General features: G+C 66.4%; 13 protein-coding genes. 3 read left to right on the forward strand and 10 right to left on the reverse strand.

What is annotated here, in order from left to right:
- Nucleotides 1-7: 7 nt before the first annotated feature.
- The 9 genes from addA to V6M50_RS07090 form a co-directional block, all read right to left on the reverse strand.
- Entirely contained in the window at nt 8-3,511 is a 3,504-nt protein-coding gene (gene addA, locus V6M50_RS07050; RefSeq protein WP_332817845.1) for a double-strand break repair helicase AddA, read from the reverse strand.
- Nucleotides 3,508-6,519, reverse strand: coding sequence for a double-strand break repair protein AddB (gene addB, locus V6M50_RS07055; RefSeq protein WP_332817846.1), 3,012 nt, complete (start codon nt 6,517-6,519; stop codon nt 3,508-3,510). The genes addA and addB overlap by 4 nt, the downstream gene beginning before the upstream one ends.
- Nucleotides 6,520-6,638: 119 nt before the next feature.
- The gene (locus V6M50_RS07060; protein WP_332817847.1) at nt 6,639-7,370 is read right to left on the reverse strand and encodes a nucleotidyltransferase family protein; all 732 of its coding nucleotides are present in this window, start codon (nt 7,368-7,370) and stop codon (nt 6,639-6,641) included.
- The gene (locus V6M50_RS07065) at nt 7,367-8,338 is read right to left on the reverse strand and encodes an aminoglycoside phosphotransferase family protein (protein ID WP_332817941.1); all 972 of its coding nucleotides are present in this window, start codon (nt 8,336-8,338) and stop codon (nt 7,367-7,369) included. Before V6M50_RS07065 ends, V6M50_RS07060 begins: the two co-directional genes overlap by 4 nt.
- The gene (tsaE, locus tag V6M50_RS07070; RefSeq protein ID WP_332817848.1) at nt 8,335-8,787 is read right to left on the reverse strand and encodes a tRNA (adenosine(37)-N6)-threonylcarbamoyltransferase complex ATPase subunit type 1 TsaE; all 453 of its coding nucleotides are present in this window, start codon (nt 8,785-8,787) and stop codon (nt 8,335-8,337) included. The genes V6M50_RS07065 and tsaE overlap by 4 nt, the downstream gene beginning before the upstream one ends.
- Entirely contained in the window at nt 8,784-11,141 is a 2,358-nt protein-coding gene (locus V6M50_RS07075) for a PAS-domain containing protein (RefSeq protein ID WP_443030493.1), read from the reverse strand. Before V6M50_RS07075 ends, tsaE begins: the two co-directional genes overlap by 4 nt.
- Nucleotides 11,142-11,377: 236 nt before the next feature.
- Complete coding sequence (locus tag V6M50_RS07080) at nt 11,378-14,512, reverse strand: TonB-dependent receptor domain-containing protein (protein WP_332817850.1); 3,135 nt, start codon at nt 14,510-14,512, stop codon at nt 11,378-11,380.
- 214 nt (nt 14,513-14,726) lie between these two features.
- A complete protein-coding gene (gene ahcY / locus V6M50_RS07085) occupies nt 14,727-16,142 on the reverse strand; it encodes an adenosylhomocysteinase (protein ID WP_332817851.1) in 1,416 nt (471 codons plus the stop codon).
- 112 nt (nt 16,143-16,254) lie between these two features.
- Nucleotides 16,255-16,401: a hypothetical protein gene (locus tag V6M50_RS07090; protein ID WP_332817852.1), complete on the reverse strand. Its 147-nt coding sequence runs from the start codon at nt 16,399-16,401 to the stop codon at nt 16,255-16,257.
- A gap of 142 nt (nt 16,402-16,543) precedes the next feature.
- On the opposite strand from V6M50_RS07090, the gene V6M50_RS07095 reads away from it, so the two are divergent.
- The gene (locus V6M50_RS07095) at nt 16,544-16,945 is read left to right on the forward strand and encodes a hypothetical protein (protein WP_332817853.1); all 402 of its coding nucleotides are present in this window, start codon (nt 16,544-16,546) and stop codon (nt 16,943-16,945) included.
- Here the strand turns inward: V6M50_RS07095 and V6M50_RS07100 are convergent.
- Nucleotides 16,942-17,505, reverse strand: a complete 564-nt coding sequence (locus tag V6M50_RS07100) for a YqgE/AlgH family protein (RefSeq protein ID WP_332817854.1) — start codon at nt 17,503-17,505, stop codon at nt 16,942-16,944. The genes V6M50_RS07095 and V6M50_RS07100 overlap by 4 nt on opposite strands.
- Nucleotides 17,506-17,635: 130 nt before the next feature.
- On the opposite strand from V6M50_RS07100, the gene V6M50_RS07105 reads away from it, so the two are divergent.
- Together V6M50_RS07105 and V6M50_RS07110 are read left to right on the forward strand one after the other, a co-directional pair.
- Nucleotides 17,636-18,118: a peroxiredoxin gene (locus tag V6M50_RS07105; RefSeq protein ID WP_332817855.1), complete on the forward strand. Its 483-nt coding sequence runs from the start codon at nt 17,636-17,638 to the stop codon at nt 18,116-18,118.
- A gap of 183 nt (nt 18,119-18,301) precedes the next feature.
- Nucleotides 18,302-21,157 (forward strand): TonB-dependent receptor, encoded by a 2,856-nt coding sequence (locus V6M50_RS07110; RefSeq protein WP_332817856.1) that lies wholly within the window; start codon nt 18,302-18,304, stop codon nt 21,155-21,157.
- Nucleotides 21,158-21,176 lie beyond the last annotated feature (19 nt).

Below are 21,176 nucleotides of genomic sequence, written 5' to 3' on the forward strand. Positions count from 1 at the left end.
CAAGGCCTCATCCGCCCAAATTCGCCTTGGTTCCCGCCAAGCCCGGCTTGTGCGCCGCCAGTACGACGTCGTCGAGCGCGATCAGCCGCGGCCCGGCCGTATAGAGCAGCGCTGCCTCGATCCGCCGTCCCGGGAAAATCACCGCCAGCGCATCGCGATACGCCGCCATCTGGCGCAGATAGGCGGGCGCGACCTCGGCGGCGGTCGCCGGAACGTGTCGCCCCGTCTTGTAATCGATCACCGTCACCGTATCGGCGGTGACCAGCAGCCGATCGACGATCCCCGCGACGACCACACCGTCGACAACGGCGGAAAGCGGCACCTCGGCGAGCGATCCGGAGCCGAAAAGCGCAGCATGTGCGGGATCTTCGAGCACCGCCAGCACTTCGGCGACCATCGCCCCGCGCGCGGCTTCGTCGAACTGCGGCGCCTGCACCGCGAGCCAGCGCATCGCCGCAGCGCGCCGCTTTTCGGGCGCGACCGGCGGCAATCGCTCGAACAGCGCGTGGAGCATCAACCCGCGCTCGACCGCCACGGCGCGGCCCGAGCCCTGCGGCGGCGATGCCACATCGTCCTCGCCGAGAGCCGATGGCGCGAGCGGGCGCGGCGGGCGTGCCTCTTCGGGGGCGGACTTCAGCGCCCACGGCGGCACGGCCACCGGCAGCAGCGTCTGCCGCGCCTTGTCCTTTGCGGGCCGCGCCCATTTCCCGGGCTGCACCGCATGGACGCGCTTGCGGCCCCAGCGCGGCCCGGCGTCCTGCCAATCGGCACCCATATCGGCCATCACCGCATCAACCGCGCTGTGCCAGTTGTTTTCGGGCAGCGCGCGGTCGGCGGTCTTCGTGATACCCGCGACGACCAGCAATTCCTCGGCGCGTGTCATCGCGACATAGAGCAGTCGCCAATGCTCCTGCCGCTCGGCCATTTCCTTGTCGTCATGGGCTTTGGCCACGGGTCCGTGGCGTTCGTCCTTGCCCAGCGCGAACACCGGCAATTTATCCCACGCCGCGACCGACAGGTCGAAGGTCAGCCGGCGGGGGCGTGGATCGTCGGTCGCATCGGCGAGGATGACGATCGGCGCCTGCAACCCTTTCGACCCGTGCACCGTCATCACCCGCACGACGTCGCTGCGCGCCTCGGTCTGGCGCTTGATCTCCGCCGTGCTCGCCGCGATGTGCGCGAGGAAGCCGAGCAGCGACGGCGCCTCCTGCCGTTCAAAGGCCAGCGCCTGCCCCAGCAATTCATCGATCGGATCGCGGGCTTCGCGGCCCAGCCGGCGATACAGCTTCCGCCGTCCGTCGATCGGCCCCGACAGGATGGCGTCGAGGAAGCGGAACGGCGTGGTGAAGTCGGCCATGCCCAGCAGCCGGCGCAGCGCCGCCATGGTTTCGGGCGGCGCCCTTTCCTCCCGCTCGCGCAAGGCCTCCCACAGCGATTTGGGCCGGCGATGGGCAAAGGCGAACAGATCGTCCTGCGTCCAGCCGAACAAAGGCGAGACGAGCAGACCGGCCAGATTGAGGTCGTCGAGCGGCTGCACCGCGAAACGCATCGCCGAAAGCAGGTCCTGCACCGCCAGCGACTGCGTCAGCGAAAAACGATCGACCCCCGCGACGGGCACATGCAGCGATTGCAGCCGCGCGACGATCCGCGCCGCGAGATCGCGGCGGCGGCGGACGAGGATCAATATATCGCCCGGCGCGACGCTGCGACCATCCTTGCCGTGCAGGATCCAGTCCCGCACCTCGTCGGCGATCGCGCGCGACAGACGCAGGCTGGCGGGATCGCTGGCTGCCGTAGAGGATTCGCCGGAGCCGCTCGCGGCATCCTCGTCGCCATCGTCGCTGTCGCTCGCTTCGTCGGCATCGGCGTCGAGCGCCTTGCCGACCGGCAACGGTTCCCACAGTTCGACCCGCCCCGCGCGGTCGCGGTTGAAATCGGCGGGAATATGCGGCGGCTCGTCGCTGTCGAGCCCCATCAGTTCGGGCGCCCCCGCCCCGATCCAGGCATCGACGACATCGAGCACCGCGGGGCTCGACCGGTAATTGGTGTCGAGATCGACATCCTCGAACGGCTTGCCACCCGCCGCCGCCCGTTCGCTAAACCGGATACGCGCCGCCTCGAACGCCGCGGGCTCGGTGCCCTGGAAGCCGAAGATCGCCTGCTTGCGGTCGCCGACAGTGAACATCGTGCGCGTGCGCTCGTCCTTCGCTCCCAGCCCGGCGAAAAACTCGGCCGCCAGCGACAGGATGATCGCCCATTGGCGCGCGTTGGTATCCTGCGCCTCGTCGACGAGGATATGGTCGGTGCGCTGGTCGAGCTTGAACCGGACCCAGTCGCCGAAATCGCCGATGGCGAGGAGGTGGCCCGCGATGCTGATCAGATCGTCGAAATCGGCGAAACCCCGGTCGCGCTTGGCGAGCGCATAGGCTTCGGCAAAGCTGCTGCCGAGATCCCAGGCCGCCGCCAGATCGTCGGCGACCTGCATCGCGGTGGCGGTCGTCAGCAAATCGCCGGTGGCGGCAACGATCCGTTCCGCAGCGCCAAGACAGCCGCGCATCGCGCCCTTTTCCTTGGTGTAATCGGCGCGCAGCTCACCCGTTCCGGTGAGGAAGCAAGTGCGGACCGCGGCCAGCATCGCCGCGCGTCCGTGGAAATCGGCGCGGTGCCAGTCGTCCATGACGTCGGCGCGTGCATCGCCGGTCTTGGTGCCCCAGTCGCGGCCACTGAGAGCTACGGCCGCGATGTCGGCGTCGGCGACGGCACCATCGGCCAGCGCCGCCGCCTGCCATTCGGCGGGATCGCCCTGCGGCAGACCAAGCGCGGTGCGCAGGTCGTGCGCCTTCGGGGCAAGGCGCGGCGCATTCGCCGCCGTAAAGCTGCTCGCACAGCGCGCAAGGAAGGCGATCGCGGCATCCTGCCCCAGCCGCCGCGACAGCATCGCGGCGATGGTCCGCATCATATCGCCGTCGTCGCCCTGCTGCGCCAGCAGCTTGCCCAGCACGTCGCGCTGCAGCGCGCTCGCCTCGCTGTCTTCGAGCGCACGGAAACCCGGCAATATCCGCGCCTCGAGCGGGAAGCTCGCGAGCAAAGTCTGACAAAAGCTGTGGATCGTCTGGACGCGGACAGCCCCGCCGGGGCTGTCGATGACGGTCGCGAACAGCGACCGCGCGCGCTCCATCAACACGGGGACGCCGCGATCATAGCCGATCAGCTCCAGATCCAGTCCCAGCGCCCTGAGCTCGGTGCGCAGGTCGCCGTCTTCCATCCGCACCCACATCGCCAGCCGTTCGTGGATGCGGTGCGCCATTTCGGCCGCGCCCGCCTTGGTAAAGGTGATGCACAAGATCGCCTCGGGCGACACGCCGTCCAGCATCAGGCGCAGCACGCGCGCCGACAGGACCTGCGTCTTGCCGGTCCCCGCCGACGCGCCCAGCCAGACATGGTCGTCGGGCTGCGCCGCGGCGCGTTGCCCGATGTCGAGCATTTTGAGCAGCTTGTCGGGATCGATCATGCCGGCCCCTCGCCGTTATCGGGTTCACCGCGCCCGAACCATTCGTCGCGGCGCATCAGCTGATCGAAGTCGGCGTAGCGCCGGCCCGCATCGCCGGGAACAAAAGGCGCCTGACCCAGCAGATAGGACGCGGTGAGGTCGGCGAGCGCTTCGCGCGCGCGCTCGATAACCGCCGCCGCGGTCGCGGGTTTGGGCTTTTGGCCGCGGATGGTCTTGACGGCACCGTCGACGCCCTTTTTCCGGTCGCGCTTCAGTTCCCAATATTCGAACGCGCCGACGGGTTCGGGCGCAAGGTCACCCAGACCCGCCTCTTCGGCAAGCAGGCCAAGCAAGCCAAGCTGGCTGTTGAGCCCGTCGCCGGTCGACTTGCCCGATGGCGCGGCGCCGGTCTTGTAATCGACGATGGCGAGGGTGCCGTCCGCCGCCTGATCGACGCGATCGGCGGTCCCGTGCAGCAGGATGCCATCGACCAGCAACTTGCCGCTGACCTCGTTGGCGACCGGCCAGCGCTCGTCGCGCGACGCCCATACGCGCTCCGCCGCCCAGCGCAGCGACGGCTCGATGCGCGGCAGCCAGAAGGCGCTTGCCAGCGAATCGAGCGCCGGATCGGTGCGAAGCGCGGCCAGTTCCGCCTCGAAAGCATCGCGGGTCAGCCCCGCCGTCTGCCAGTCCTGCAGGAATTTATGGACGCGAATGCCGAACCATTTCGCGTCGGGGCCGCTGCTCAGCGGATCGAGCTCGCTCAGCCGCAATATCTTTGCCGCATAAAAGGCAAAAGGATCGCGCGCGAGCTGGTCGACCCCGGTCACGCTGATCCGGTCCGGCCGTGCCGCGGGCGGCGGCGCCGGGTGCGGCTTGTCGACTGGGGCGCTGTCGCCCGGTGGCACGTCGAGCATCGCCGCGAGTGCCGCCACCGGCTGCCCGTCCAGCCGCGCTTCCGGCAGATCCCCCGCCAGCGCCGCGAGCCGCAGCCAGAAGCGCGAAGCGACCGCGGGATCGCCGCCGCTGCGCTGCGCGCGCGTCACCACCACCTCGCGCGCCGCGAAAGCACCTGCAAAATCATGCGCCGCCGCGCCTTGCTGGCGCTCGGGCGCCGCGAGGCCGAGCATTCGTCTGATGCCCGGCGCGAGCCAGGGGTCGGGGCTCTGCTGCTGCGGCCAGCGGCCTTCGTCGAGCCCGCCGAGAATCATTATGTCGGCGCGCTGCAATCGCGCTTCGAGCAGACCCCAGATGAACAGGCGCGGGTGCCCGCCATAGGGTGGCCGGATGCTCTCGCCCGAGAGCAGGTCGGCGAGCATCGCCGGGAAGTCGACGGGCGCAACGAGCGCCGGGCCATCGCCCTTCGCGAGCGCCCAGCGGTCGAAGATTTCGGACAGCGCGCGTCCGGCGTGCCCCGTCCATGCCCCATCGCCGGTCAACCAGCCGAGCGCCGCCTGCAATGCGCCGAGCAAGGCCGATGGCGGGGCGGGAGCGCCTGCCGCGAAAGGCGCGAGCGTCGCACCCAGCCCCGCCGCCACATCGGCCCACCACTCACCGATCAGCTCGGCCTCGCCATGGCCGCGCGCTTTCGGATCGGCGGCACGCGCAGCAATCCGGGCCGTCACGCCTTCCCAGCCGGGCACCAGCCCCGGCCCGCGCAGCACAAGATCGAGCCGCCGCACCTGGTCGAGCCATGCGAGCCGCGCCGCGCCCGCGCGCGCAAGCGGGTGACCAAGCAGCGCGATCAATCGCACCGGGTCGAACGCCGCGGCAAATTCGGCGAGCGCGAGCAGCAGCGCGCCGGGCGGCGTCTGCCCGAGCGGCTGTCCGGCGCTGTCGTCGACCGATATGTCCCAGCGCGCGAGCGCCGCCGCGACGCGCGTCGCGAGCGCGCGATCGGGCGTGACCAGCGCCGCGGTTCGTCCCGGAATCTCCAGCGCGGCGCGCATCATCAGCGCGATCCCCTGCGCCTCCTGTCCGTCGTCGGCGAACACCGCGGCAGTAACCCCAGCGATGCCCGGACTCAAATCCCCCGCCTGCTGCCAGCGCGCGGTGTAGGCCGCGGGCGCGAAGAGCAGCGAGACGAAGGGCGTGCGCGCATCGGGACCGTCGAAGGGCGACGCGGCGTCCCATTCGCTCACCTCGTCGCGCGACACACCCATGCGCCCGAGCAACAGCTTCAGATGATATTGCGGATGCGTTTCGAGCCGGCGGTCTCCGGGCTTTTCGGGGTCGGCCTTCACCGGCCCCAACGCCTCCCATTCCTCACCCGCCATGCCGAGGTCGAGTCCCGGCAGCACCACCATCCCCTGCGGCAGATCGGCGACGGTGCGCAGCAGCCCCGCGATCGCGGGCGCCACGGTCGTGACGCCCGCCGCCACAACGAAGCGCGCTGGCGGCGCCGTGCGCCAGCTCGCGCTCACCAGGCCGAGCAGGCGATTGCGGCGGGCGGCGCGGTCGATATGTCCCGTCGCCGCCAGCATCTTCGGCCACTGGTCAACGAGCAGCGACAAGCGGCGCCACGACGCCTGCCAATGCCCGGCAAGGTCGCCGAGCGCGCTTTCGATATCGGCGAGCCGCGCGGGTGCGACCTCCTCATAATGCAGCTGGTCGATCACGCGCCCCAGCCCTTCGGCAAGCTGGAAGGCAGCGGCGCCGGTGATCGGCTCCTCGCCGGCCGGGTTGTGCTTTTCGATCAGGCCCGCGAGCATCAACCGCCGTTTCAGCGCATCGATCGCGGGCGCGATCGGTTCGGCGTCGTCGATCGCGTCGAGCGCGAGCGCCACGCTCTCATCCAGATCGGCGTCGCCGATCACCGCGAGTCGCGGCATCAACAGCCCCGCCCCGCCCGCGCGCACGAACGCCGCCTGCATCGCGCTGCGCGCACGGTTGCTCGGGAGCAGGATCAATCCTTCGGCAAGCCCGAGCGCGCCGTCGGCGAAGCGGGCGATCAGTCCGGCGGCAAGCGCATCGGCGAAGGACCGCTGGACGGGGATGGAGAATAGGGTGGGGTGGCTTGTCGCCGTCATCACACTCTCTTCGTCATCCCGGCGAAGGCCGGGATCTCTCCGTATCGTTTCCGCGCACCGGCGAGATCGTGATCCGAGTCACGTACCCCGGAACACCCTTCGCCGGGATGACGCATTAATCAAACCTCACTCAGCGCGGCTTCGGTCGGCGCGATGCTCGCCGGGGTGCCGACGTCGAACCACTGCCCCATGTGCGACAGGCCATAGAGCCGCCCGGCCGCGATCGCGCGGTCCCAGAGGATATTGGTCGAGAAGGGCCCCTCGGGCGCGCCGTCGAGCAGGTGCGGCGAGATGAGCTGGATGCCGGTATAGACGAACGGCGCCACGCGCCCGGGCTTCCGCCGTGACAGCCGCCCCGCCGGGTCCATATGGAAATCACCGCGGCCGCCGTGTCCCGTCGCGCTCGCCTGGCGAATGACCAGCAGCAGCGCATCCATCTTTGCGCCATCCCAGTGGCGCGCAAGATGCCGGATGCTGTCCTCTGGCCCGTCGGTCCAGATATTGTCGCTGTTGACGATCAGGATCGGGTCGCCCTTGAGCTGCGGCAGCGCTTTGACCATCCCGCCGCCGGTTTCGAGCAATTGCTTGCGCTCGTCCGAAATTGCGATGCTGAACGGGCGTTTCTGCGCCGCCAGATGCGCTTCGAGCGCGTCGGCGAGATAATGGACGTTGACGACAACATGCTCAACCCCCGCCGCCTCGATGCGGTCGAGGCTATGGTCGATCAGCGGCTTGCCCGCGACGCGCACCAGCGGCTTGGGCCGAGTCGCGGTCAGCGGGCGCATGCGCTTGCCGAGCCCGGCCGCCATCACCATCGCGCTTTCGATCTTCACAGGTTTTTCGGTTGTCATTGCCACGCCTTTGCCCGCTTCCCGACGGGGACATTGGCGTCGAACCATTGCCGAACCGGGACGAGCGCCGGATGCGCGAGATCGCGTTCGAGCAGACCCCACATACGCGGCTGGAAGCTCTTGTAATGCGGCTTGCCGTCGCGTTTCCACAGCCGGACGAAGACGCCCAAAATGCGCGTGTTGCGTTGCCCGGCAAGCGCCCAATAGGCGTGCTCGATGTCGCGGCCGGTCACGGCTTGATAACGCGCCAGCATCGCCGCCTCGACCGCGGGACTGACGTCGCGCCGCGCATCCTCGAGCACCGAGGCGAGGTCATAGGCGGGGTGACCGATCAGCGCGTCCTGGAAATCGAGCAAGCCGTAGTGCGCGATGCCGTCCTTGCCCGGCACCAGCATGATATTTTCGGCATGATAATCGCGCAGCACGGTGACGCGCGGCAGACCGTCACGCTCGACCGGCATCAGCACCTCGGCCCATGCGGCGCGAAACGCATCGCGATCGACCTCCAGACCGAACGCCGGGCAATACCAGTCGGTGAACAGCATGACCTCGTCGAGCCAGTGCTCGAGCCCGTGCACCGGCAGCCCTTCCATCGCCGGCTGGCGGTGCAGATGAACGAGCAGATCGGTGATGCCGGCGTAATAGTCGGCTTCGGTATGCGGCGCTTCGTCGACCGTTTCGCGCAGCCGCACATCGCCGAAATCCTCGATCAGCAGCAGGCCTAGGTCCAGATCGCGCGCGATGATCGTCGGCGCGTTGAGCCCGCTTTCGCACAGCCATTCGGCGACCGCGATAAAGGGCCGCGGGTCCTCGTGCGGTGGCGGCGCGTCCATCAGCACCGCTTGCCGCGTGCCGTCGACCACCCGGAAGTAGCGGCGAAAAGACGCGTCGCCGGCGAGCGGCAAAATCTGGGCATCGCCCCAGCCATGCGCGGCAAGGAATATGCGCGCATGGGCGGGCGGAATCATCGGAGCGACCATCGCGCTTCCCAAGCGGGCGGCACCGATGCTGTCAAGACGCGCGCGTCGCCATCGCCGGAAATAGACAACAGCAGCGTGTCGGGCCACCCGCGATCGCCGAGCCGCTCGGGCCATTCGATCAGCAACGCGCCATCATGGAGATAATCGTCGAGACCGAGTTCGATCAGCTCTTCCGCATCCTCGATCCGGTAGAGATCGACATGCGCGACGGGCAGGTCGACCTCGGGCGGCGCATAGGGCTGGACGATCGCGAAGGTCGGGCTCGGCGCCTCGCCCGCGAGCCCGCGCGCCTTCAGCATCGCGCGCGCCAGCGTCGTCTTGCCCGCGCCCAGATCACCCGACAGCGCGACGACATCGCCGGGCATCAGCGCCGCCCCGATCGCCGCGCCGATCCGATCGGCGTCGTCGAGGCCATAGTTATAGCTATATGTCGTCATGCGCCGCGCGGCAGGCTGATCCGCACGAGCGTGCCCTGCCCCTGCTCGCTCACCACTTCCATCGTCCCGCCATGCGCCGCGACAAGCTGGCGCGCGAGCGCGAGGCCGATGCCGCCCGACGAGGTTCCCGCCTGCTCGCCCTTGGTGACCGCCGCGACCGCCTCGGGCATGCCGGGGCCATTGTCCGAGACGATGATGTCGACCCCGCGCGCATCGCCCGCGGCGTGGAGCAGCACGCGCCCGCCCGTCCGACGTGTCGGAACGGTATAGCGCACCGCATTGTCGAGCAGCCCGGCGACAAGCCGCGACAGCCGCGGCGCATCGCCCTCGATGCTGCCGAGGTCGTCCGCCAGATTGCCGACAAGCTCGATTTTCTCGGCTTTGGCAAGGACTTTGGCGTCGGCGAGCGCGCCTTCGAGCAAGGTGCGGACATCGACCGGCGCGCGCTCGATCGCGAGCGTCCCGGCCTCGCCCTGCGCCAGGTCGAGCACATTGTCGATCTGGCGCCCGAGCACCGCAACCGAGTCCATGATTGCGTCGATATAGGCCTGCTGCTGGTCGCCAAGCTTGCCGGCATAACCCGCCTGCAACATCTCGCCAAAGCCGCCGATCGAGGTCAGCGGCGTGCGGAGTTCATAACTCATCCGCGACAGGAAGGCGGTCTTGACCTGGTCGGCCGCCACCAGCGCCTCGTTGCGATCGCGCAGCGCATCCTCCATCTTCCGGCTCGCCGAGATGTCGAGCATGATCAGCAGCGCGTTGCCATCGGGCAGCGGGATCGACGCGAAATCGAAATGGCGGCCATCGGCAAAACCGATTTCGCCGCCGCGCTGTTGCCGTTCCAATGTCGCGGCGCGGATGACTTCCTGCACGATGCTGATCTGGTTCGGTTTCACCAGCCGGTCGGCGAGCCCGCCCATCAGCGCATCGACCCGCGGATGCGCCGCAAGCGTCGGCTCGTCGATACCCCACAGCCGGCGGAAGCGCTGGTTCCACAGGTGCAGCCTTCCGTCGGGGGCGAAGACTGCAATCGCTTCGAACAGATTGTCGAAAGTCGCGGTGCGGACGCGCAGCAGCGTATCGCGCGCGCCCGCGAGTTGCACCTGTTCGGTGCGATCCTCGGCGATCAGCAGCAGCCCGCCGTCGGGCGTCGGCTGGGCGACGATGTGTAGATGCGTGCCATCACGCAGCAGCCAGTCCTCTTCGCCTGCCTCGGCGCGCGCGAACCAGTCGACATGCGCCTGCCGCCATTCAGGATAATCGCGCACCTCGGGGGTCCGCCCACCCTCGCGCCACGCGTCGAGCAGCCGCGCGAAGGGCGTCGCCTCGGTGACATCCTCGGCCTCGAGCGCGAACAGGCGGCGGAAAGGGAGATTGGCGAAGCTCAGCCCCTGATCGGGGCCGAATTGCGCGACCGCCGCCGACAGCCGGTCGAGCAGCTCGCGCTGGGTATCGACGAAGCGGCGGTGCGCACCGCGTTCGCTTTCCAGCTCCTGGATGTCGATCGCATAGCCGGCAATCCCGATCATCCGGCCGCCCTCGGGGACCAGCGGCACGTCGACGACGCGCATGATCCGCCGTTCGCCCTCGATCGTCACCGGGATCGTGCGGATCTGCGCCGATCCGGCGGTGCGCGCCTGGTCGGCCGCCTCGGCGGCGCTGAGCCCCGCGACGGGCTCGCACAGTTCGATGCCGCCATCGATCACCGCGGCCGGGCTCGCGGCCTCGACCGCGCGGACATAGGCGCCGTTGACGAGCGCGAGGCGGAGGTCGGTATCGCGAAACCACATCGGGAAAGGCGCGGCTTCGATCAGCCCCGACAAGGCCTCGAACGCCGCCATCGCCTCGTCGCGCTCGCCGCGCGCCAGCGCCAGCGCCAGCTGCCCGTCGGTCGCGTCGCTGAGCCACAGGAGCACGCCGCCCGGTCCGCCGACCGCTTGCGGCGCCGCAGCACCATGAATGACGACGGTCCGGCCGCTCCCCTGCGGCCGCAGGCTCAGAACAAAGGGTTTGGCACCACGCTGCGCACCGAGGATCGCCTGGCGCAGCGCATCATGCCCGTCCGGGTCGAGCCCGCCCCCCAGCCCGCGCAGCTCATCGAAATTGCGCGGCCCGTGCTCGAGACCCAGCCAGCGCCCCAGCCGCTCGCTCGCCTCGATGCGCCAGTCGGCCTTTACGATGACGGGCAATTGGGGCGACGCCTCGACGAGGCTCGCGAGCCGCTCGGCCTGCCCGGCGGCGAAGGCCGATCGGCGCTGCATCGCAATCCCGCGCCCGACCGCCCACAATCCGGCGAGCAACCAGAGCGCGGCGAACAGGCCCAAGGCGAACAATGCCCCCGACGATTGCATCATGGCCATTGCGCCGATCGGGCGGGATATGTGGGGCAATCGCCGGACAGCATTCTGCTGCCACTATCGACTGTAGGACGCCGATACAATCGTCCGGCGTCAAGTCGCGGCAAGCATTGCGACCAAAAGATGACAGCGCTCAGACCACGTGCGGCGTTGCAATATCGGCCGACGACACCGGCCCAATGAAAAAGGCCCGCCGGTTGCGGCGGGCCTTCGTCTATCCGATAGCGATATGATCAGAAGCTGGCGGACGCACCGACGCGGAAATAGCGCCCCAGGACGCCGCGGAAATAGGTGATTGTCCCGCCGCCGATCGGCGACGGCGACGGCGGACGGGTGTCGAACAGATTGTCGACGACGAAGCGAAGCTGGAAGCGGTCGTCGATATTGAACGAAACCGCCGTGTTGACGAACATAACATCGCCGACGCCGTCGGGTGTCCGGAAATTATCGGCCTCGTTCACGTCATATTTCGCCTTGCCGAAATAGGAGGCCGAGATCAGCGCGCTGAAATCGTCATCCGAATAGGTCGCTTTGACCAGCGCCTTGTGACGCGACAGCCCGATTTCCCCGGCGGTATTGGTCGCGGCGCCCGCGCCCGCACGGTTCGAGAGGGTATCGAGATACTGATATTCCGCCGACAGGTTGATGCGGCCGTCTGCGCTCAGGAACGGCGTATCGAAGGTGTAATCGGCGCTCCCCAATATCCCCTTGTAACGCAGTTCCGCCTGGTTGGCGTAACCCGTCTGGACGAACGACAGCTGTCCCGTCGCATCACGCTGGACCTGATCGCAGAAGCGGTTCGCCGGAAAGTCGGGCGAATCATAACAGGCTTCCAGCACCTGCTCGGCGGTGAAATCGGTGATGACGTCTTTGACCTTGATGTCGATATAGTCGACCGACGCATTGAAGCGGCGCAGGAAGGTCGGCTGGAACTGGACACCGATCGTCCAGCTGTTCGATTTCTCCGCCGACAGATTGGGGTCGCCGGCGACTGCGCCGGGGAAGGACCGCTGGTTCGACAGCGAACTGAACGTATCGGGGTCGATACCCGCCGCAATACAATTGGCCCGCCGCGTCGCCGGGTCGGGACCATTGCCAACTTCGTCGACATCGCAGGGATCGACCGCGAAGCCGAAAAAGCTCTGCGCCGGATTGATCGCCTCGGTGATCGAGGGTGAGCGGATCGCGCGGGTGAAGTTGCCGCGGATTGTCACGTCCTCGAAGGGTTTCCAGCGGCCGCCGAGCGTCCAGGTAAAATCCCCGCCCGAGAAGCTGTGGTCGACGTAACGGCCCGCGCCCTTGAACTCCAGCGTGTGGATCAGCGGGATATTCTGGTCGGGCCCGATCAGGTCGGCGCGAATTTCGCCAAACACTTCATCGGTGTTGAAGTTCGCGTTGCTGCCGATGATTGGAACGGTCTGGCCATAGGGGCTGGGATCGTTCGTCGGATCGCCGTCGCCATTTTCATCGACAAGCGGCGTGTTGTCGGGTCCGCCGCGGAAGAAATCGCCCGGATCGAATTTCTGGCTTTCATAACGATGTTCGTAGCCGAGCGCGAACGCGAGGTCGCCGCCCGGCAGCGACACCAGCGGGCCGGCGAGCGAGGCGGTGATCGTCCATTGCTGGTTCAGCGCCACCGGCGTCGCGATGCCCGTGATATAATCGCGCGCCGCCTGCGACGCCTGGTTCAGGCCGAAGGGGTTGAGCGGTGCGCACGTCGAACTGATCGTCGGCGCGGTGCTGGCCGGCGCGCCCGGGCGGCAGATGATGTTGCCGTTTGCGGGGCCGCCGTTGAACAGACCTTCGTCGACCGCGTCGAGCGCGTTGAACAGATTCTGCGTCGCCAGAGCGGTGTTGCGCGCCTTGGTCTTCGCGCGGCCATAGACGCCGACGACTTCCCAGTTGAGCGCGCGGCCGTTGAAGTCGAAATCGCCATCGAGGCCGAGAACGCCGCGAATAACCTCGCTGCGGCCGACGCTGCGGCCGGTGACCAGGTCGGTGTTGGCGCGGCCAAGGTAGAAATAGTCCTGCGGCGTACCGAAGAGATTCTGGTCGCTGTACGGATTATTGTTGATCGAATCGATGATCGACTGGCGCGCAGCCGGAGTCAGGAAGGGATTGTCGACGCTCAGGATGAAGTTCCCCGACGACGAGCCCGCCGCGCCGAACAGCGCTGAATTATATTCGGGCTGGTCGCGCAGGTTGGTGCCCTTGCTGCGGCTGTACCAGCCTTCGGCAAAGACGCGGACATTGTCGGTCACCTGGAATTGCGCCAGCGAAATCGCATTGATGCGCTCGATCCTGGACAACAGGTTGGTGAGCGGGACCAGGCTGAACCCATTGCCGCCCGAAAAATCGATATTGAAATCGCTCGGAAGACCGGTGGGGTTGCCGAAATCGATCGGGATCAGATTGCCGTTGGCGTCGAATTTCAGATAGGAGGACGGATCGGCGCCGTTGACGCCGAAGTTGACGGTCGGGTCGCCGAAAAGGGCGGCCGCCTGGGTCGAGGTGAACGGAAAATCGGCGCCGAAAGCCGCCCCGCCGACCATCGGAATGCCCGTTTCCGCAATCGAGGGAATCCGGCGGTCGGGGAAGATGCGTCGCAGGAACGTATCGGCGGGATCGGCGCTGTCGGCGAAAAAGCCCCCGGTCGACGTCAGCGCCCGATCGGTGGCGAGCAGGCCCGCCGACTTGCTATATTCGGCCGACACGACGATGTTGCCGCGTCCGTCGGCGAAATTGAAACCCGCCAGGCCGCGAACGCGATATTCCTCGGCGTCGCCGCGCGACGAAATGCCATATTGGCCGTCGAGCTCGAAGCCTTGATAATCGCGCTTCATGATGACGTTGACCGTGCCTGCGATCGCATCCGAGCCATAAATCGGCGCGCCGCCGACCGCGATCGTTTCGACACGATCGATCAGCTTGGTCGGAATGATGTTCAGGTCGACCTGGCTGCCGCCCGAACCCGTCGGACCAAAGATCGACGAGGTGTTCGAGCCGACGAAGCGCCGCGAGTTTACCAGCGTCAGTGTGCGCTGCGATCCCAGGCTGAAGAAGTCGACGAAATTCTGGCCGGGCCCGAACGACGACTGGGCGCCGACGGGCGAAGCGCCCGGAACGCCAAAAGCGGGCTGCTCGTTCAGCGCCTGCCCCAGCGTCGAAAAGCCGCGCGCTTCGATGTCCTGCGATCCGACGACGAGCACCGGTTCGACCGTGTCGTAATTCGGCCGCGCGATGCGCGAACCGGTCACGATGATCACCTGCTCGCTGTCGCCGGCTTCAGCGCGCGCCTCGCAAACCGCGCGCTCGCTTTCATTGCCGATATTCGTGCAATCGGCACTGGCCTGCGCATGGGCGGGCATGGCCGAAATCGTTAATGCAAGCGTGGAAACACAGACGCTGAAAGCAGCTTTTGAGACCTTGACCATTGCAAAACTCCCCGTTTGCGGAAGAGGTTAACCTCTCCACATACGGCGAGCGTAGGATTCAAAGCCCAAATTTCTATTAAAAAGCGGCTCGACCCGTCTCATTTGACAGGGGTTGTTGCGGCGGCGACACTATCGCCGCCGCAACCGATCAATAACGATAATGGTCGGGCTTGAACGGGCCGGCGACCGGCACGCCGATATAATCGGCCTGCTTCTGGCTGAGCTTCGACAACTTCACGCCCAGCTTGTCGAGGTGCAGCGCCGCGACCTTTTCGTCGAGATGCTTGGGCAGGACATAGACGTCGTTCTTATACTGCTCGCTGCGCGTCCACAGCTCGATCTGCGCGAGCGTCTGGTTGGTGAAGCTCGCCGACATCACGAAGCTCGGGTGACCCGTCGCGTTGCCGAGGTTCACGAGGCGGCCCTTCGACAGGATGATGATCTGCTTGCCGTCGGGGAATTCGACCAGGTCGACCTGCGGCTTCACTTCGGTCCACTTGTAGTTGGCGAGCGCAGCGATCTGGATCTCGCTGTCGAAGTGGCCGATGTTGCAGACGATCGCCATATTCTTCATCGCCGCCATATGGTCTGCGGTGATCACGTCGGCGTTGCCGGTCGCGGTGACGAAGATGTCCGAACGCTTGACGGCTTCGTCCATCGTCACGACCTCGAAGCCCTCCATCGCCGCCTGCAGCGCGCAGATCGGATCGATTTCGGTGACGAGCACGCGCGCGCCGCCGTTGCGGAGCGACTGGGCCGAGCCCTTGCCGACGTCGCCGAAGCCCGCGACGGTCGCGACCTTGCCCGCGAGCATCACGTCGGTGCCGCGGCGGATCGCGTCGACGAGCGACTCTTTGCAGCCATAGAGGTTGTCGAACTTCGACTTGGTGACGCTGTCGTTGACGTTGATCGCGGGGAAGGGCAGCTCGCCCTTCTTGGCGATGTGGTACAGGCGGTGGACGCCGGTGGTCGTTTCTTCCGACACGCCCTTGATCGCCTTGACCGTCTTGGTCAGATAGCCGGGGTTCGCCGCGACGAACGCCTTCAGCGCGCGCTGCATTTCGATCTCTTCTTCATTCTCGGGCGCCGGCATTTCCTGTCCGGCTTCGAGCTTCGCGCCCCACAGCGCGAACATCGTCGCGTCGCCGCCATCGTCGAGGATCAGGTTGCACGTCGTGCCGTCTTCCACGCCCCAGTCGAAGATGCGACCGACATAGTCCCAATAATCGGCGAGACTTTCGCCCTTCACCGCGAACACCGGCACGCCCGTCGCGGCGATCGCGGCGGCGGCATGGTCCTGCGTCGAAAAGATGTTGCACGTCGCCCAGCGGACCTCGGCGCCGAGCGCGGTCAGCGTCTCGATCAGCACCGCGGTCTGGATCGTCATGTGCAGCGAACCGACGATGCGCGCGCCCTTGAGCGGCTGCGATGCGCCGAACTCGCTGCGCAGCGCCATCAGGCCCGGCATTTCGGTTTCGGCGATGTTGATTTCCTTGCGACCGAAGTCGGCAAGAGCGATGTCGGCAATCACATAATCACGGGTATCGGCGGCGAGAGTGGCCACGGTGTGTCTCCTGTAGGCGAGTTCGGCCGCAGGCGAGCGGCCCCGAAAAGTCAGGTAATTATGCCCGGCGCCCTAGACGAAATGGCGTCGCCGATCAAATATAAACTTTTCTTTATATCGCAATATCGACACCGCCCGCCCGGATGCCGGACGCACGAATCGGCAGCGCAAAATGCACCGGGCTGCGAAAATAATTTTCGGCGGGCGCAATTGTGACAATCGCGGCCACGATTTTGTGACAACGAGTCGCGATCGCCAAGATTCTGAAAATCCTGACTTATAATGCGCCTTGCGATTAGCCTAATTTGCCTTTGTGACACCAGTGTTACAAAGGCCCCGAAACATTGACTTTTTTTCGAATGCGCGAGAAAATCATCTCAAGTTTTCGGGGAGATACCAGAGTGAAAAAATATCTGCTGCCGTTCGTCGCCCTCACCTTCGCGAGCCCTGCCGCGGCCCAGTCGATCATCGTCGTCACCGGACCGCAGGCCGGCGATTCGGATATTCTTCCGGTCGCGTTCGCCGAACTCAAGGCCGGCGAGAACCACGCCGCGGTGGAAAAGCTGACCGGCGAAACCACTCTCGATGCGCGCGACCCGTCGCGGCTTATCAACCTTGGCACCGCTTATGCCCGGCTCGGCCGCACCGCCGATGCCGCCGCCGCCTATGACGCTGCGATCGCCAGCCCGATCCGCTACGATCTCGAACTCGCGAGTGGCCGCTATATGGATTCGCGTTGGGCCGCACGCACCGCGCGCGCCAATCTCGGCGCCGGCCGTCCGCTGCTCGCGCTCGCGCGCTAAGCCTCGCCGCCTTCGGTTGTCAGCAAGCGGGCGTCCACTCCCGCTTCGGCAAACGCCGCCTGCCATCGTTCGGCGGGCGGCGTGTCGAACAGCAAGGCGTCGCTGCCCGGGGTAACGTGCCAGCCGTGGCGGACCATCTCGCCCTCGAGCTGGCCGGGCGACCACCCCGCATAACCCAATGCCACAAGCCACTGGGCCGGGCCGCGGCCCTCGCCGATCGCGCGCAAGATGTCGTGCGAACTCGACACCATCCAGCGATCGCTCACCTGCACTGCCTCCTGACCGCCCCAGTCGAGACTGTGGAGGACGAAGCCGCGCGACGGTTCGACCGGACCCCCGAGGAAAACGGGCTGTTCCAGCGGGGCGTCATGCGCAATCTCGAGCTGGTCGAGCACCGCGCCGACAGTCATGCCGCCGATCGGTTCGGCGATGCCGATCCCCATCGCGCCATCTTCGTCGTGGCTGATCATCGCGATCACCGAATGCTCGAAGCGGGGATCGCCAATCCCGGGCAGCGCGAGCAACAGCTGGCCAGTGAACCAGGTGGGGTCTGTGTCCATCGCGCCATCATGGCGCGGTGGGCCAGCGTGGTCCAGCATTTCGATGAATCGACCCTCGCGCGCTTGACTCGGCGGGTCTGCAACCCAATGTCACCGCCACCAAAATCCCCTCAAGAAAAGGATGCCGACCATGACGATCCAGACCGGAGACAAATTGCCCGACGCCACCTTTGTGAAGGTCACCGAAAACGGCCCTGAACAGGTCAGCACTGCCGATTATTTCAAGGGCCGCAAGGTCGCGCTCTTCTCGGTCCCCGGCGCCTTCACCCCGACCTGCTCGGCCAAGCATCTGCCGGGCTTCGTCGACAAGGCCGAAGAGCTGAAGGCCAAGGGCGTCGACGAAATCGTCTGCACCGCGGTCAACGACGCCTTCGTCATGGGCGCATGGAGCAAGAACGCGGGCGCCAGCGCCAGCGTCACCATGCTCGCCGACGGCAATGGCGACTTCGCCGAAGCGGTCGGTCTGACCATGGACGGCAAGGCGTTCGGCATGGGCAAGCGCGGCCAGCGCTTCTCGATGATCGTCAACGACGGCGTCGTCGAACAGCTCAACGTCGAAGCGCCGGGCGAATTCAAGGTGTCGAGCGCCGATCATATGCTCGAACAGCTGTAAGGCGCTTTTCCGCCCTTCGCCGTGCTCAGGCCTGTGGCCGTAAGGTCACAGTGCCGCAGCATAATCGTCCGGAGGGCGCTTTCCTTTCATCCTAATTGTTTTTCGAAGCGTTGCAGATGCGGCCGCCGGACTCGGTCCGGCGGCCGCTCGCATATGCCTGAAAAATAACAGGAGGAGAGGATTATGACCCAATTCCAGCTTTTTGCCCGCTCGGGAACGGCCGGCATCGCCATCGCGGCGGCATTGGTAAGCGCCGCGCCCGGCCACGCGCAGCAATCGGAACCAGCGCCGCAGGACAGCGCGGCGGAGGCGTCCGGGGAAACCATCGTCGTGACCGGCTCGCGCATCCGCCGCGACCCGCTCGATCAGGACGCACCGATCGTCTATGTCGGCCAGGACGATATCGCAAAAACCGGCCTCGCGTCGGTCAACGACGTGCTCCAGCGCCTGCCGAGCTCGGGCGGCGGCCTCAACAGCAAGTTCAACAATAGCGGCAACCTCGGCAATCCGCCCGACGGCGGCGGCGTCGGCGCGGGCGCGGCGGAAATCGACTTGCGCTATCTCGGCTCGCGCCGCGTGCTCGTGCTCGTCGACGGCATCCGCTATGTGAACGGCGCCTCGGCGAGCGGTGTGCCCGGCTCGACCGACCTCAACTCGATTCCCGAAAGCGCGATCGAGCGCATCGAGGTGCTTCAAGACGGCGCATCGGCGATTTACGGCTCGGACGCGATTGCCGGCGTCGTCAACATCATCACCAAGAAAAGCCAGGAAGGGCTCCGCGCCAGCGCGCAGGTCGGCGGCTATGGCCAGGGCGACGGCTTTACCAAGAGCGCGCAGGTCAGCTGGGGCAACGGCCGCGGCCCGACGCAGATCGTCGTCGGCGCCAACTATGTCCAGCAGGACGGCGTTTTGGCGGGCAGCCGCGCGATTTCGCGCTTTCCCGCGCCCTACTCGAACACCTGTCTCGACGGCGGCTGCTCGGGCTTCGTACCGCTCGGGCGCTTTATCGTCTTCGGCAACGACCTGACGTTGCGCGGCCCGGTGATCGGCCGCAATCCCGTGTATAACGCGGGCAATCCGACCGATCCGGCGAGCGATTTCAAGGCCTTCGGCACCGCCGACCGCTTCAATTTCGGCCCGTTCAACTATCTGCAGATCCCGGTCGAACGCTATGGCGCCTTCGTCAACGCCCGGCAGGAAATCTCCGACAGCATCAATTTCTCGGTTCGCGGGATCTGGAACCAGCGCAAATCGAAAAACCAGGCCGCGCCGCTGCCGTTCGGCTTCGGCCCCGCCGCGGGGCTGACCCCGGTGCTCGACGCGATCACCGTCGATGCCACCAACCCCTTCAACCCGTTCGGGGTGACGCTCGACGCGAGCAATACCGATCTGGTCTATCGCCGCTTCATCGAGGGCGGCCCGCGCCGCTTCAACCAGACGGTGACGACGATCTATGGCGTCGCGACGCTCGACGGCAGCTTCGACATCGGCGGCGGACGTAAATGGTATTGGGACATCAACGCCGCCTATGGCCGCAACAAGGCCAAGCAGACGATGTTCGGCAACATCAACTCCGATCGCCTGCGCCAGGCACTCGGCCCGGTCGCCGCCTGCACCGGCGAATGCGTGCCGTTCAACATCTTCGGCGGGGTCGGGTCGATCACCCAGCCGATGCTCGACTATGTCATGTTCACCCAGCGCGACCGCAGCCGCCAGTCGACCTTCAGCGCCTCGGCCAACGTCACCGGCAGCCTGTTCGACCTGCCGGGCGGACCGCTCGGCATCGCGGTCGGGGTCGAATATCGCAAGCTTAAAGGCAGCTTCGATCCCGACCCGATCGTCGCCGCGGGTTTCAGCTCGGACATTCCGGCGCTGCCGACGCGCGGCAGCTATAACGTCAAGGAAGCCTATGCCGAACTCAGTGCCCCGGTGCTGTCCGACATCCCCTTCATCGACCTGCTCGAATTCACCGGCGCGGTGCGCTGGTCGGACTATTCGACCTCGGGCTCGACGACGACGCTAAAGGGGGGCGTCAACTGGAAGCCGATCCAGGATCTGCGCCTCCGCGCCTCCTATGCCGAGGGCTTCCGTGCCCCGTCGATCGGCGAATTGTTCGGCACCCAGTCGCGCTTCGACCAGCAGATCAACGATCCCTGCTCGACGTCGACGACCACGGGCCAGAACTGGAACAACAACACGACGATCCGCGCCAATTGCATAGCGCAAGGGGTTCCCGCGGCCGGTTATGCCCAGGCCAATCCGCAGATCTCGGTGCTCGTCGGCGGCAATGAGGATCTGGCGGCCGAAAGTTCGAAGAGCTGGATTTTCGGCGGCGTGTACAGTCCCGCCTTCATCCCCGGCCTGTCGATCGAGGCCAATTATTATGACATCAAGATCAAGGGGGCGATCCAGTCGGTGAATGCCGAAATCACGCTGGGCCAGTGTGTCGCGCAGAATGATGCCGACGCCTGCGCGCTGGTCACCCGCGCGGGCGGAGGACAGCTGACCTTCGTCGAGGGGCTGCTCCAGAATATCGCCGGCATCCGTACCAAGGGCATCGACGCCAACCTGACCTACCGGACACAGAAAACCTCCGCCGGCCGGTTCGGCTTCACCTGGAACAACACCTTCCTCACCCAGTATGACGTGATCGTGCCGACCGCCGACGGCCCGCTGGTCGTCAGCCGCGAGGGGACCGAACAGGGCAGTCCCAGCCAGGCCTTCCCCAAATGGAAGTCGGTCGGCATCCTCGATTGGGACGGCACGTCGATCGGCGCGACGCTGACCGGCCGTTATGTTTCGGCGATCAGGGAGCCGCTGGCCGACGACAACAGGCTGAAGGCGCGTTTCTACACCGACTTCCAGCTGCGCTGGTTCCCGGCCGAGGATCCCGAGGCCTTCGGCTTCGCGCTCGGCGTGAACAATCTGTTCAACGTCAAGGCGCCGGGCTGCATCAGCTGCGACATCAATAATTTCGATCCGACCGCCTATGATCTGCCCGGACGCTATTATTACGTCCGCGCCAGTTTCAAGATGTAACAAAAGGGGAGGCGGCGCG

It is taken from the genome of Sphingopyxis sp. (assembly GCF_036675685.1).
Lineage (GTDB): Bacteria > Pseudomonadota > Alphaproteobacteria > Sphingomonadales > Sphingomonadaceae > Sphingopyxis.

What these genes read in the sequence shown, in the direction of transcription:
- V6M50_RS07075 (WP_443030493.1), bottom strand. Translation starts at nt 11,141, where the DNA reads ATGATGCAATCGTCGGGGGCATTGTTCGCCTTGGGCCTGTTCGCCGCG.
- V6M50_RS07060 (WP_332817847.1), bottom strand. Translation starts at nt 7,370, where the DNA reads ATGACAACCGAAAAACCTGTGAAGATCGAAAGCGCGATGGTGATGGCG.
- V6M50_RS07080 (WP_332817850.1), bottom strand. Translation starts at nt 14,512, where the DNA reads ATGCCCGCCCATGCGCAGGCCAGTGCCGATTGCACGAATATCGGCAAT.
- addB (WP_332817846.1), bottom strand. Translation starts at nt 6,519, where the DNA reads ATGACGGCGACAAGCCACCCCACCCTATTCTCCATCCCCGTCCAGCGG.
- tsaE (WP_332817848.1), bottom strand. Translation starts at nt 8,787, where the DNA reads ATGACGACATATAGCTATAACTATGGCCTCGACGACGCCGATCGGATC.
- addA (WP_332817845.1), bottom strand. Translation starts at nt 3,511, where the DNA reads ATGATCGATCCCGACAAGCTGCTCAAAATGCTCGACATCGGGCAACGC.
- V6M50_RS07105 (WP_332817855.1), top strand. Translation starts at nt 17,636, where the DNA reads ATGACGATCCAGACCGGAGACAAATTGCCCGACGCCACCTTTGTGAAG.
- V6M50_RS07100 (WP_332817854.1), bottom strand. Translation starts at nt 17,505, where the DNA reads ATGGACACAGACCCCACCTGGTTCACTGGCCAGCTGTTGCTCGCGCTG.
- V6M50_RS07065 (WP_332817941.1), bottom strand. Translation starts at nt 8,338, where the DNA reads ATGATTCCGCCCGCCCATGCGCGCATATTCCTTGCCGCGCATGGCTGG.
- V6M50_RS07110 (WP_332817856.1), top strand. Translation starts at nt 18,302, where the DNA reads ATGACCCAATTCCAGCTTTTTGCCCGCTCGGGAACGGCCGGCATCGCC.